General features: G+C 62.0%; 10 protein-coding genes. 3 read left to right on the top strand and 7 right to left on the bottom strand.

The features are described from left to right. Nucleotides 1-79: 79 nt before the first annotated feature. The 7 genes from AC1RM7_RS14695 to AC1RM7_RS14665 all read right to left on the bottom strand — a co-directional run bounded on the left by AC1RM7_RS14695 (nucleotide 80) and on the right by AC1RM7_RS14665 (nucleotide 9,129). Nucleotides 80-3,031 (bottom strand): 2-oxoglutarate dehydrogenase E1 component, encoded by a 2,952-nt coding sequence (locus AC1RM7_RS14695; protein WP_006023223.1) that lies wholly within the window; start codon nucleotides 3,029-3,031, stop codon nucleotides 80-82. Between the two features lie 135 nt (nucleotides 3,032-3,166). Continuing rightward, nucleotides 3,167-4,051 carry a succinate--CoA ligase subunit alpha gene (gene sucD, locus AC1RM7_RS14690; RefSeq protein ID WP_024920207.1) on the bottom strand — a complete coding sequence of 295 codons (885 nt, stop codon included), beginning with the start codon at nucleotides 4,049-4,051 and terminating at the stop codon, nucleotides 3,167-3,169. Nucleotides 4,052-4,055: 4 nt separating this feature from the next. Beyond that, nucleotides 4,056-5,252, bottom strand: coding sequence for an ADP-forming succinate--CoA ligase subunit beta (sucC, locus tag AC1RM7_RS14685; protein ID WP_006023225.1), 1,197 nt, complete (start codon nucleotides 5,250-5,252; stop codon nucleotides 4,056-4,058). 108 nt (nucleotides 5,253-5,360) lie between these two features. After that, nucleotides 5,361-6,329: a malate dehydrogenase gene (mdh, locus tag AC1RM7_RS14680; RefSeq protein ID WP_024576687.1), complete on the bottom strand. Its 969-nt coding sequence runs from the start codon at nucleotides 6,327-6,329 to the stop codon at nucleotides 5,361-5,363. 192 nt (nucleotides 6,330-6,521) lie between these two features. Then, a complete protein-coding gene (gene zapE, locus AC1RM7_RS14675) occupies nucleotides 6,522-7,706 on the bottom strand; it encodes a cell division protein ZapE (RefSeq protein ID WP_024920206.1) in 1,185 nt (394 codons plus the stop codon). Between the two features lie 60 nt (nucleotides 7,707-7,766). Continuing rightward, nucleotides 7,767-8,303 carry an RNA 2',3'-cyclic phosphodiesterase gene (gene thpR / locus AC1RM7_RS14670; protein ID WP_006023228.1) on the bottom strand — a complete coding sequence of 179 codons (537 nt, stop codon included), beginning with the start codon at nucleotides 8,301-8,303 and terminating at the stop codon, nucleotides 7,767-7,769. A 106-nt stretch (nucleotides 8,304-8,409) separates the two neighbouring features. Continuing rightward, nucleotides 8,410-9,129, bottom strand: a complete 720-nt coding sequence (locus AC1RM7_RS14665) for an arylesterase (protein WP_024920205.1) — start codon at nucleotides 9,127-9,129, stop codon at nucleotides 8,410-8,412. On the opposite strand from AC1RM7_RS14665, the gene AC1RM7_RS14660 reads away from it, so the two are divergent. The 3 genes from AC1RM7_RS14660 (at nucleotide 9,128) to AC1RM7_RS14650 (ending at nucleotide 13,441) form a co-directional block, all read left to right on the top strand. Next, nucleotides 9,128-9,874, top strand: a complete 747-nt coding sequence (locus tag AC1RM7_RS14660; protein WP_006023230.1) for an ABC transporter ATP-binding protein — start codon at nucleotides 9,128-9,130, stop codon at nucleotides 9,872-9,874. The two genes, AC1RM7_RS14665 and AC1RM7_RS14660, sit on opposite strands and share 2 nt — an antisense overlap. Further along, nucleotides 9,871-12,441, top strand: a complete 2,571-nt coding sequence (locus AC1RM7_RS14655; RefSeq protein WP_492837540.1) for an ABC transporter permease — start codon at nucleotides 9,871-9,873, stop codon at nucleotides 12,439-12,441. Before AC1RM7_RS14660 ends, AC1RM7_RS14655 begins: the two co-directional genes overlap by 4 nt. A gap of 208 nt (nucleotides 12,442-12,649) precedes the next feature. Further along, on the top strand, nucleotides 12,650-13,441 hold the full coding sequence (locus AC1RM7_RS14650; RefSeq protein ID WP_006023232.1) for a Bax inhibitor-1/YccA family protein: 792 nt from the start codon (nucleotides 12,650-12,652) through the stop codon (nucleotides 13,439-13,441). The last annotated feature ends 114 nt before the right edge of the window (nucleotides 13,442-13,555 follow it).

Below are 13,555 nucleotides of genomic sequence, written 5' to 3'. Positions count from 1 at the left end.
AACGGCTTCCTGTGCCGTCAGCGCCTCAAATCAAATCGTACTGGATGGAAATGCCCGCGATATGCGGGCATCCAATGGATCAACCGAGAGCTTCCTCGAGCAATGCTTTCAATTGCTGGAGATGCTTCGACATCAAACCGGTAGCAGTTGCGGCTGCGGCTGCGCGCCCGGCATAGCGCGGACGCTTGTGCGCCGAGCCGACCTGGTTGAGCACCCACTCGAGATACGGCTCGATGAAATGCCAGCCGCCCATGTTGCGGGGTTCTTCCTGGCACCAGACCACTTCGGCCTTCTTGAAACGTTCGAGCACCTGCACCAGCGCCTTGAGCGGCACGGGATAGAGCTGCTCGATGCGCAGCAGATAGATGTCGTCGGTGCCGCGCTTCTCACGCTCTTCGAGCAGATCGTAATAGACCTTGCCCGAGCAGATGACGACGCGGCGGATCTTGCCGTCTTCGGCGAGCTTGAATTCGCCGCCGGCCTCTGCATCGTCCAGCAGGATGCGATGGAACGAAGTGTTCGTCGCGAACTCCTCGAGCTTCGACACCGCGCGCTTGTTACGCAGCAGCGACTTCGGGGTCATGATGATCAGCGGCTTGCGGATCTCACGCTTGAGCTGACGGCGCAAGGCGTGGAAGTAGTTCGCAGGCGTCGTGAGGTTGGTGACCTGCATGTTGTCCTCGGCGCACATCTGCAGGAAGCGCTCCAGACGTGCCGAAGAGTGCTCCGGTCCCTGGCCCTCGTAGCCGTGAGGCAGGAGGCAGACGAGACCCGACATACGAAGCCACTTGCGTTCGGCCGACGAGATAAACTGGTCGAACACGACCTGCGCACCGTTGGCGAAGTCGCCGAACTGGGCCTCCCAGATCGTGAGCGCATTCGGCTCGGCGAGCGAGTAACCGTATTCAAAGCCGAGCACCGCTTCTTCGGACAACAGCGAGTTGATGACCTCGTAGTGACCCTGATTGTCGCCGAGATGATTGAACGGCGTGTAACGGCTTTCATCTTCCTGATCGAACAGTACCGAGTGCCGCTGCGAGAACGTGCCGCGCTCGGAATCCTGCCCCGAGAGACGCACACGATGACCTTCCTTGAGCAGCGTACAGAACGCCAGCGCTTCAGCGGTCGCCCAGTCGATGCCCTCGCCGTTCTCGATCGTCTTCAGACGATTTTCGAGGTAGCGCTGAACAGTGCGGTGAATGCGGAAACCGTCCGGCACCTTGGTGATCTTGCGGCCGATGTCCTTGAGTTCATCGATCGCAATGCCGGTATTGCCGCGGCGCGGATCTTCGCCGACCTCAGCCGACTTGAAGCCGGCCCACTTGCCGTCGAGCCAGTCGGCCTTGTTCGGCTTGTAGCCTGAACCGGCCTCAAGCTCCGCGTCGAGACGCGCACGCCAGTCGGCCTTGGCCTTCTCGACTTCGCCTTCGGTTATCACGCCGTCGGCAATCAGCCGCTTGGCATAAAGATCGAGCGTGGTGGGGTGGGTCGCAATCTTCTTGTACATCACCGGGTTGGTGAACCCCGGCTCATCGCCCTCATTGTGACCGTGGCGGCGATAGCAGAACATGTCGATGACGACAGGCTTGTGGAACTTCTGCCTGAATTCAATCGCGATCTTGGCCGCGAACACCACCGCTTCGGGATCGTCGCCGTTCACATGGAAGATCGGCGCGTCGATCATCTTGGCGACGTCGGACGGATACGGCGACGAGCGCGAGTAACGCGGATAGGTGGTGAAGCCGATCTGGTTGTTGACGATGAAGTGGATCGAACCGCCGGTGCGATAGCCCTTCAGGTCCGACAGCGCGAAACACTCGGCGACCACGCCCTGACCGGCGAAGGCCGCATCGCCGTGCATCAGCAGCGGCAGCACCGAAATGCGCTGATCCGGCGGATCGCCGTTCTGGTCTTCCTTCGCGCGCGCCTTGCCCAGCACCACTGGATCGACAATTTCGAGGTGGGAAGGATTTGCAGTCAGCGACAGATGAATCTTATTGCCGTCGAACTCGCGGTCCGAGGAGGCGCCGAGGTGATACTTCACGTCGCCTGAGCCTTCGACTTCATCCGGATTGGCCGAACCGCCCTTGAACTCGTGGAACAGCGCGCGATGCGGCTTGCCCATCACCTGGGTGAGCACGTTGAGACGGCCGCGATGCGGCATGCCGACCACGATATCGCGGACGCCAAGATTGCCGCCGCGCTTGATGATCTGTTCAAGCGCAGGAATCAGCGATTCGCCGCCATCGAGACCGAAGCGCTTGGTGCCGGTGAACTTGATGTCGCAGAACTTCTCAAACCCTTCGGTTTCGATCAGCTTCATCAGAATGGCGCGGCGGCCTTCGCGGGTGAAGCTGATTTCCTTGTCCGGGCCTTCGATGCGCTCCTGAATCCAGCTCTTCTGCGCCGGATTCGAGATATGCATGAATTCGACGCCGAGCGTCTGGCAGTAGGTGCGCTGACAGATCGCGACGATCTCGCGCAGCGTTGCAGTCTCGAGGCCGAGCACGTGATCGAGGAAAATCTTGCGATCAAAATCGGCGTCGGTGAATCCGTACGAACGCGGATCGAGTTCTTCGTGATCCTTCTGGCCCTCAATGCCGAGCGGATCGAGATTGGCATGGAAGTGACCGCGCATGCGGTAGGCGCGAATCAGCATCAGCGCGCGGACCGAATCGCGCGTCGCCTGATGAATATCCGCCGAAGTCAGGTTGCTGCCGGTGGCCTGCGCCTTGGCTGCGATCTTGTCGCCAACCACCTTCTCGACCCGCGCCCAGTTGCCATCGAGGGCAGAGGTCAGATCGTCATTTGGGGTGGCCGGCCAGTTGGCTTTTTCCCAGGACGGGCCCTGCGCGTTCTTCACAACGTCCGACGGCTGGTCCTTCAGGCTTTTGAAGAATTCCACCCAGTCCGGATCGACCGAGGACGGGTCCTTCTCGTAGCGGGCGTAGAGGTCGTCGATGTAGGTGGCGTTGGCGCCGTCGAGGAAGGAAGTGAGAGCGAAATTGGCATTCGCGTCCTGGCGAGACATGATTGCGTCCTGATGATTGCTATCGCGCGGGGAAATCGGGAGAAATCGCCCGATTTGGTATCGGCATCGTATATGGGCCGCACCTTTTACCCTATTTAGGGCAAAACTTCGCGCTGAAAAGAACCAAGGACTGAACTAGGCTTTCAACCTTTCGAGAAGAGTCGTTCCAAGCCGTGCAGGTGACGGAGAGACCGTAATCCCGGCAGCTTCCATGGCTGCGATCTTCGATTCGGCATCGCCCTTGCCGCCGGAGACGATGGCGCCGGCATGGCCCATACGGCGGCCCGGAGGTGCTGTGCGGCCCGCGATAAATCCGACCATCGGTTTCGACCGGCCGCGCTTGGCCTCGTCCTTGAGAAACTGCGCGGCGTCTTCTTCGGCTGAGCCGCCGATTTCGCCGATCATGATGATCGACTTGGTCTTCTCGTCCGCCAGGAACAGTTCGAGCACGTCGATGAATTCGGTGCCCTTGACCGGGTCGCCGCCGATGCCGACAGCCGAGGTCTGGCCGAGCCCGGCCTGGGTGGTCTGGAACACCGCTTCATAGGTCAGCGTGCCGGAGCGCGAGACGATGCCGACATTGCCAGGCTTGAAGATGTTGGCGGGCATGATGCCGATCTTGGATTCGCCGGCAGTGACGACGCCCGGGCAGTTCGGCCCGATCAGCCGCGACTTCGAGCCTGACAGGGAGCGCTTCACGCGCACCATGTCGAGCACCGGAATGCCTTCGGTGATGCAGACGATCAGCGGCACTTCCGCATCGATCGCTTCGCAGATCGCGTCAGCCGCGCCCGGCGGCGGGACATAGATCACCGACGCGTCGGCGCCGGTCTTCTCGCGCGCTTCAGAGACGGTGTCGAACACCGGCAGACCGAGATGCGTTGTGCCGCCTTTGCTCGGCGAGGTGCCGCCGACCATCTTGGTGCCGTAGGCGATCGCGCCTTCGGAATGGAAGGTGCCGTTCTTGCCGGTGAAGCCTTGGCAGATGACCTTGGTGTTCTTGTCGATCAGGACGGACATCGGCTTACTTTCCCTTCACGGCGTTGACGATCTTCTGCGCGGCGTCGTCGAGATCATTGGCGGACAGAACGTTGAGGCCGGACTCGTTGATGATCTTCTTGCCTTCCTCGACATTGGTGCCTTCGAGACGCACCACCAGAGGCACCTGAAGGCCAACCGTCTTCACCGCGGCGATAACGCCGCGCGCGATGACGTCGCACTTCATGATGCCGCCGAAAATGTTGACCAGAATGCCCTTCACGTTCGGATCGGCGGTGATGATCTTGAACGCCGCCGTGACTTTCTCTTCCGACGCGCCGCCGCCGACGTCGAGGAAGTTCGCCGGGCTTTCACCATACAGCTTGATGATATCGAGGGTGGCCATCGCGAGGCCCGCACCGTTCACCATGCAGCCGATGGTGCCGTCGAGCGCGATATAGGCGAGGTCATACTTCGACGCCTCGATTTCCTTGGCGTCTTCTTCCGTGGTGTCGCGCAGCGCGACGATGTCCGGATGACGATAAAGCGAATTGGAATCGAACGACATCTTGGCGTCGAGGCACTTCAGCTCGCCCTGCTTGGAGACGATCAGCGGATTGATCTCCAGCATCTCCATGTCCTTGGCGAGGAACGCCGTGTAGAGCTGCACCACCAGCTTTTCCGCCTGCTTGGCGAGATCGCCCTTGAGGCCGAGCGCCTGCGCCACGGTGCGGCCGTGATGGCCCATGATGCCGGTGGCGGGATCGACCGAGAACGTCACAATCTTGTCGGGCGTATCGTGCGCAACCTTCTCGATGTCCATGCCGCCTTCGGTGGACACCACGAACGCCACCCGCGACGTTTCGCGATCGACCAGCAGCGACAGATAGAATTCCTTCTCGATGTCCGAGCCGTCTTCGAGATAAAGGCGGTTGACCTGCTTGCCGGACGGGCCGGTCTGGATGGTCACCAGCGTTGCGCCGAGCATCTGCTGGGAGAATTCCTTGACCTCATCGACCGACTTGGCGAGACGCACGCCGCCCTTGTCGCCGGCCGACGCTTCCTTGAATTTTCCCTTGCCGCGGCCGCCGGCATGAATCTGGCTCTTCACCACCCACAACGGACCGCCAAGCTCCTTGGCTGCAGCTTCCGCTTCCGACGCCTTGAGAATCGGCACGCCGCGCGATACCGGCACACCGAATTCCTTCAGCACCGCCTTGGCTTGATATTCGTGGATATTCATGAATGGCCCCAGAGATCAAAGAAGGGATCGAAGAAGATACGGAAGAAATTTCAGCGTGTGACCCGAAGCAACGATCTGCGGATCACACGCTGATGACAGTGTGCTGCCTTACTTGCCGAGCAAATCCGGCGCGATCTTCTTGCAGGCGTCAACCAGACCCTGCACAGCGCCGACCGACTTGTCGAAACCTTCGCGGTCCTTGCCGGCCAGCTCGATCTCGACGATACGCTCGACACCCTTCGATCCGATGACAACCGGCACGCCGACATACATGTCCTTCACGCCGTATTCGCCGTTGAGATACGCGGCACAGGGCAGCACGCGCTTCTTGTCGCGCAGATAGCTTTCCGCCATCGCGATTGCGGACGCAGCCGGCGCATAGAACGCCGATCCGGTCTTGAGCAGGTTGACGATTTCCGCGCCGCCGTTGCGGGTACGATCGACGATCTCGTCGATACGGGCCTGCGAAGTCCAGCCCATCTTCACAAGATCAGGCAGCGGAATGCCGGCGACGGTGGAGTACTTGGTCAGCGGCACCATGGTGTCGCCGTGGCCGCCGAGCACGAAGGCGGTGACGTCTTCGACCGAAACGTTGAACTCGTCGGCGAGGAAATAGCGGAAACGCGCGGAGTCCAGTACGCCGGCCATGCCGACGACCTTCTTCTGCGGCAGGCCGCAGGCCTTCTGGAGCGCCCAGACCATCGCGTCGAGCGGGTTGGTGATGCAGATCACGAACGCGTCGGGGGCATACTTCTTGATGCCGGCGCCGACCTGCTCCATGACCTTCAGATTGATGCTGAGAAGATCATCGCGGCTCATGCCAGGCTTGCGCGGCACGCCGGCGGTGACGATCACCACGCTGGCGCCTTCGATCGCCTCGTAGGAGTTCGCGCCGGTGAAGTTGGCGTCGAAGCCGTCAACCGGCGAGGACTGTGCGATGTCGAGCGACTTGCCCTGGGGGATGCCTTCGGCGATGTCGAACATCACCACGTCACCCAGCTCCTTGAGCCCGACGAGGTGGGCGAGCGTGCCGCCGATCTGACCTGAACCAATCAAAGCAATCTTGTCACGCGCCATGGGAAATCTGTCCTTTGATGTCGACGGTATAGAGGGTGGGAAAACTCTGGGAGGCTGGTTAGACCTTTCGCGGCAAGCGTTCAAGTCGCCGTTCGCTCAATCGCGCACCACCGCCCAATACGAGGGCAATATCGGCTGCTTTCTTGTTGGGCTTTCGAAAGGTCTTGAGCCGAAACATAAAGCGAACCCTTTTCAGGTCTCGACCAAGCCGGTGGTCGAACCGCTGGCGGACGAGTCGCTGCGGCCATGAGGCAGCGCGAGGTAGGATTCCGAGCCCATCTCAATTAGCCGCGACGAGGTACGTTTGAATTCATTGGCCTCGACCCCCTCGGTCGCGGTGTAAAGCGACAGGGGATCGGTCTCCGCCGACGCCATCAGTTTCACGGCATTGTCGTAAAGCGTGTCGATCAGCGTGATAAAGCGCTTGGCGTAATTGCGCTGCGGGTACTGCATCGCCGGAATCCGGTCGATGATCAGCGTGTGATAATCATGCGCAAGGCGCAGATAGTCCGATGCGCCAAGCGGCTTCTCGCACAGGTCCGCGAACGTAAATCGCGCGACGCCGTGCGCCGAATGCGGAACGTGCAGCACGTGTCCCTTGATGGTGATGTCGCGCGGATGATCCGCGGCGCCGCCGGTGAGTTTGCTCCACGCCTTGTCGAGCGCGGCGTCCGCGCTCGCATCGGCAGGCACCAGCCACATCTTGATGCCGGCGAGTTTTTCCAGGCGGAAATCGGTGCGCGCATCGAGCCGCAACACCTCCATACGATCCGTCAGTTGCGCGATAAACGGCAGAAACAACGCGCGGTTCAAACCGCCCTTGTAGAGATCGTCGGGCGCGACATTCGATGTCGCCACGACCACGGTCCCCAGTTCAAACAGCCGGCTGAACAGGCGCCCGAGGATCATGGCGTCGGCGATGTCGGTGACGTGAAATTCGTCGAAGCATAGCAGCCACGCTTCCTCGAAAATCGATTGCGCGGTCAGCCGCACCGGATCGGTGTCGGCAATTTCCTGGCGCGAGATCTTCTGGCGGAAACCGTGTATCCGCTCATGAACATCGGCCATGAATTCGTGAAAGTGCGCGCGGCGCTTGTGCGCGACCGGACTGTCGTTGAAGAACAGGTCCATCAGCATGGTCTTGCCGCGCCCGACCTCGCCATGGATGTAGAGACCCCGCAACGGGACCGCATCCTTGTCGGCGAACAGGCGCTGCAGCAGCCCTCCGCCACGGCCCGGACGGTAGCCCGCCAGTCTCGCTTCGAGCGCGGAGAAGGCCTCTACAGCCTGCGCCTGCGCCGGATCGGCTTCGATGGTGCCAGCGGCAACCAGAGCCTGATAGTGCCGGCGGAACGTGGCGGGAGACGGAGCGTTCATGGCCCGCTACCGGCCAGAACGACACGGAAAATGCAAGACTACAAAGGTGCCGAAAGCTCTCTATGCGCTCAGCGCATAGGCATCCTCGACGACATATGGCCCACCGCCCACCGACGCCCGTGACGAGAACAGCACGAACCGGGAGGCCATGAAACTGCGGGTCGGGAAATAGCCGCGCACCGACAGATAGTCTGCCACGTCCTGATTGGAGGCGTCCCGCAGCCGCGCGAGCGTGACATGGGGGATGAATTTGCGGCCCTCGGGGTCGAAACCGAACCGCTGCATAAGCCGCTCCAGTTCCGCCTGCAACTCCATCAGGGGGCGGCTTGGTACAACCGATGCCACGACCGCCCGCGGTTTCTTGCCGCCGAAGCTGGACAGGCCCTGCAACGCGACCTCGAACGGCTTGCGGTTGATCCGCTCAAGCGTCGAAGCGATCTCGTTGGCCGCGGGGCCATCGATATCGCCGATGAAGCGTAGCGTGACGTGATAATTTTCGGGATCGATCCAGCGGGCGCCTGGCAGACCCCCGCGTAAGCTCGAGAGCGTCTGGCCGATATCCGGGGGGATTTCCAGCCCGGTGAACAAGCGCGGCATCACGAATCTCCTCGATGCAAAAGAGGATCACGAATCACCTGAGGTCTTTTTTACCGCAGCACGATGACAGTGCGAAGCGACCATCGCGTGATCGAACGATAATTCCTCAGGGCTTGCCCAGTTGCGACGCACGGTCCTTCAGAAAAGCCTCCACCGTCGGCAAAATCCGCTCCACCACCACGTCGACACCCGCCGCTGTCGGATGCAGTCCGTCCGGCTGCGTCAGCTTCGCCTCGGTGGCCACGCCATCGAGAAAGAACGGATACAGCGGGACTTTGTGGCTCTTGGCGAGTTCGGGATAAATGCTGTTGAACTTTGCTGTGTACTCCGCGCCGTAGTTTGGCGGCGCGTACATTCCGCACAACAAGACGGCAATGTTGCGCGCCTTGAGTTTCGTCAGGATGTCGTCGAGCGCACCGCGCGCCACTTTGGGATCGACGCCGCGCAGCGCGTCGTTGGCGCCGAGCTCCACGATCACAGCTTCCGTGCCGGGCGGGATCGACCAGTCGAGCCGGGCGAGCCCACCGGTCGTGGTGTCGCCGGACACGCCCGCGTTATGGATGTCGGTGGCGATGCCCCTCTCGCTCAGGGCTTTCTGCAACCGCACCGGAAACGCCGCCGAGGCCGGAAGGCCAAAGCCCGCGGTCAGGGAATCGCCCAGAACAGCAAGCTTGATCGGCTTCACATCTTTGACATCTGGTTGGACAGAAGCCGTTTGAGCCGAGGCCGGCCCCGACATCGCCATCATTGCCCCCGTTGCTGCGACGATGAACACACGCAAGAGCCTCTCGACCGCGCCGCCGAAACCCCCATATGAATGATCCATGGACAGTCTCATTGAACCCTCAAAGCGCGCCGGTCTCGAACCGGACACCATTTCCATTTCCAACGTCAATCTCTCATTAGGCAGCGGGGCCGCACGCGTTCACATCCTCAAGGATGTCGACCTACGGGTCGCGCCCGGTGAAGCCGTCGGGCTGATCGGACCGTCGGGATCGGGCAAGTCCACACTCCTGATGGTGATGGCGGGGCTTGAACGTCCTGACAGCGGAGAGGTGGTGGTCAACGGCGTCTCGTTCAATGCCCTCGACGAAGACGGCCTCGCACGATTCCGTGGCCGCCATGTCGGCATTGTGTTCCAGTCGTTTCATCTGATCCCGACCATGACCGCACTTGAGAACGTCGCGGTGCCGCTTGAACTCGCAGGCCGCGCCGACGCGAATGCGCGTGCCGCGCAGGAACTTGCAGGCGTCGGTCTCGGCGAGAGACTGCACCACTATCCCTCGCAGCTCTCGGGTGGCGAACAGCAGCGTGTCGCCCTGGCGCGCGCGATGGCGCCCGATCCCGCCATCCTGGTGGCCGACGAACCCACCGGCAATCTGGACGAGTCCACCGGCAAACAGATTGTCGATCTTCTGTTCGCCAAGCATCTCGAGCGCGGCATGACCCTCGTTCTGGTGACACACGACGCCGCGCTGGCGCAGCGCTGCGACCGTGTGGTGCGATTGCGCTCGGGCCGCATCGACGGACCAGCCACAGACCGGCACTGGATCGAGACGGCATCGCGATGAGCGAAATCGCGGACACCGCACCGCGCAGCGGCTCCCTGGCACTGGCGATCCGTTACGCGCTGCGCGAATTGCGAAGCGGCCTGCGCGGCTTTTACGTTTTCGTGGCCTGCATTGCGCTTGGCGTGATGGCGATTGCCGGCGTTGGATCGGTGGCCGGAAGCCTCAGCGAAGGACTGGACCATCAGGGCCGCACGCTACTCGGCGGCGACGTGTCCTTCGCGCTGATCCAGCGCGAGGCCTCCAGGGAGGAACGCGCTTTCCTTGATGCGCGCGGCAAGATTTCGGTCGCGGCGATCATGCGCGGGATGGCGCGCTCGGCCAAAGGCGAGTTCGCACTGGTCGATCTGAAAGCAGTCGACGCGAACTATCCGATGCTCGGCGACGTGACCCTCGCGCCGAACATGCCGATGAGCGAATTGCTGGCGCAGCGTGACGGCGCATTCGGTGCAGGCGCCGACGCCATCATGCTGGCGCGGCTTGGCCTCAAGGTCGGCGACCGGGTGACTGTCGGCAACGCCACGTTCGACATTCGCAGCGTCGTGGAAGCCGAGCCGGACAAACTCTCGGGCGGCGTCGGCCTCGGTCCCCGATTCCTGATCAGCGAAGACGCGCTGCGCGCCACCGGTCTGTTGCAACCCGGCACGCTGGTGCGCTGGACCTATCGCGTGAAGCTCCCGGATACCTCGGTCGACGATCGTGCAACGCAATCCCTGATCGACGAAGCGCAGAAAGTCCTCCCGGAAGCCGGCTGGGAGGTCCGCAGCCGCGGCAATGCCTCGCCGCAGCTCGAGCGCAGCATCACCCGTTTCACGCAGTTCCTCACCCTGGTCGGACTCGCGGCCCTGCTGGTCGGCGGCGTCGGCGTCGCCAATGCGATCAAGAGCCATCTCGATGAGCGGCGCGATGTGATCGCGACTTTCAAGGCCCTCGGCGCCACCGGCCGCGAGGTGTTCACGATTTACCTGACGCAGGTGATGGTGCTGGCGATCCTTGGATCGCTGATCGGCCTCGCCATCGGTGCGTCGCTTCCCTTCGTCATCGTCGGCGCGTTCGGAAAGATCCTGCCGCTTCCGGTGGAAGCGACATTCCATATCGGCGAACTGGCATTGTCGTTTCTCTACGGCCTCCTGACCGCGCTCGCATTCGGACTATGGCCGCTCGGCCGTGTCCATGACGTGCCGGTCGCCGCGCTGTTCCGCGAAGGCGTGACATCGGAATTCCATTGGCCGCGTCGGCGCTATCTCGTGCTGATGGCTGCCGTCATCGCGACACTGGTGTCGGTTGCGATCGGCCTCGCCTACGACAAGCGTGTTGCCACCGTGTTCGTCGTCTCGTCGGTCGCCGTGTTCGCCGTGCTGCGCGTCATCGCGTCGTTGCTGATGACGCTGGCAAAAAATCTGCCGCGTCCACGCTTGACGATGCTGCGGCTTGCCATCGCCAACATTCATCGCGCCGGCGCTCTGACGCCATCGGTCGTGATGTCGCTCGGACTCGGCCTCGCTGTGCTGGTCACAATCACCCAGATCGACGGCAACCTGCGGCGGCAGTTCATGGCGGCGCTGCCCGAGCACGCGCCCTCGTTCTATTTCATCGATATTCCCGCCGCGGAGGCCACCCGGTTTGGCGACTTCCTGAAACAGAGAGCCCCGCAGGCCAACGTGGAAACCGTGCCGATGCTGCGCGGACGCATCGTCGCCGCCAAGGGGATCAAGGCCGAAGACCTCAAGCCCTCGAACGATGCCGCATGGGTGCTGCAAAGCGACCGCGGCCTGACCTACACCGGCGAAGTGCCCCGCGGCTCGAAAGTCGTCGAAGGCACCTGGTGGGACGAAAACTACAGCGGCCCGCCGCTGGTTTCGCTGGAAAAGAAGATCGCCGACGGTCTCGGCATCAAGGTCGGCGACGACATCACCGTAAACGTGCTCGGCCGCGACATCACCGCGAAGATCAGCAATCTCCGGACAGTGGACTGGCAAAGTCTCGGCATCAATTTCGTCCTGGTCTATTCGCCGAAAGCCTTCGCCGGCGCACCCCATACCGATATCGCGACCCTGACGGAGGCCACCTCCACACCCGCAAGCGATGCGAAGCTCATCAAGGAGGTCGCTGCCGCGTTTCCGATGGTGACAAGCGTCCGGGTGCGCGAGGCACTCGATTCAATCGGAAAGGTCGTGACCAATCTCGTGCTGGCGATCCGGGGCGCCAGTTCGGTGACCCTCGTATCGGCCATCCTCGTGCTGGGCGGCGCGCTCGCCGCAGGGCATCGGCACCGGGTCTATGACGCAGTCATTCTCAAGACGCTCGGCGCCACCCGGGCGCGGCTGCTGGGGGCCTATGCGCTGGAATATCTGCTGATCGGCCTGGCCACGGCGGTGTTCGGAGTAGCGGCCGGATCGATCGCAGCATGGCAGATCGTGACCCGGCTGATGACCCTGAGCTTCGTCTGGCAGGCGGGCAGCGCCGCCGTTGTGGTGCTGGCGGCGCTTGCCGTTACAGTGGGGCTCGGGCTGGCCGGAACATTACTGGCGCTTAACCAAAAGCCCGCTACCGTGCTGCGAAACTTATGACAATTTGTAGCAGCGAAATAGCAGGTTTTGCGACATTCAGCCGCGCGCCCATGCTTGCGTCGAGTGTGTTAGTTTCCCACATACCGAGCGGGTTCAGAATCCGAATTGATACCATCCAGGGATGGGCTCATAATCGGGGTTCTGGGACAAACTTATAGCTGGCGGCGCAGACCCTTCGCTTTCGCCAGACAACCACGGGGTTTCGACCATGTCGGACTTGGACCGCAACTATACGTCACCTTTCGGCCGGGCCGCCGGGCGCGTTGACGCCGCGACCGTCGATGCCGGTCTGCGCTCGTACATGCTTAAGATCTACAACTACATGGCGATCGGCCTGGCCATCACTGGCCTTGCCGCTCTCGGCGTGTACATGGGCGCCGTCACGCCCGACGCTTCTGCAGCCGCGGGCCGGATCGGCAAGCAGTACCTGACGTCATTCGGCGTCGCGATGTTTGTCAGCCCGTTAAAGTGGGTGTTCATCCTCGCGCCGCTCGTGATGGTGTTCGCCATTTCGTTCGGCATCAACCGCCTGAAGCCCGCAACCGCTCAGCTTCTGTTCTGGGTATTCGCGGCGCTGATGGGCATCTCGCTGTCGTCGATCTTCCTGGTCTACACGCACACCTCGATCGTGCGGGTGTTCTTCATCACGGCTGCCTCGTTTGGTGCGCTGAGCCTCTACGGCTACACCACCAAACGTGACCTGACCGGGATGGGATCGTTCCTGATGATGGGCCTGTTCGGCATCATCCTCGCCAGCCTGGTGAACCTGTTCATCGCTAGCACGATGTTGCAGTTCATCGTCTCGGTGATCGGCGTGCTGGTGTTCGCCGGCCTCACCGCCTGGGACACCCAGCGCCTGAAGAACGATTACATCTACGGCTACGCCAGCCAGGGTGGCGACGTGGCGGAGCGCGCGGCAATCACCGGCGCACTGTCGCTCTACCTTAACTTCATCAACCTGTTCACGCTGCTGCTGCAGCTCCTTGGACAGCGCGACTAGATCTGATCGTGGCTGATCAGTGAACTCTTGAAAGCCCCGGCCAAAAGCCGGGGCTTTTGTTTTGCGGTCCTTCGCTGATAGGACTGCGGGGCTTCACCGCTCCGGCACCATTCT

This window comes from Afipia sp. GW822-FHT03D08, from assembly GCF_058801645.1.
This window is presented reverse-complemented; position numbering and strand designations above follow the sequence as displayed.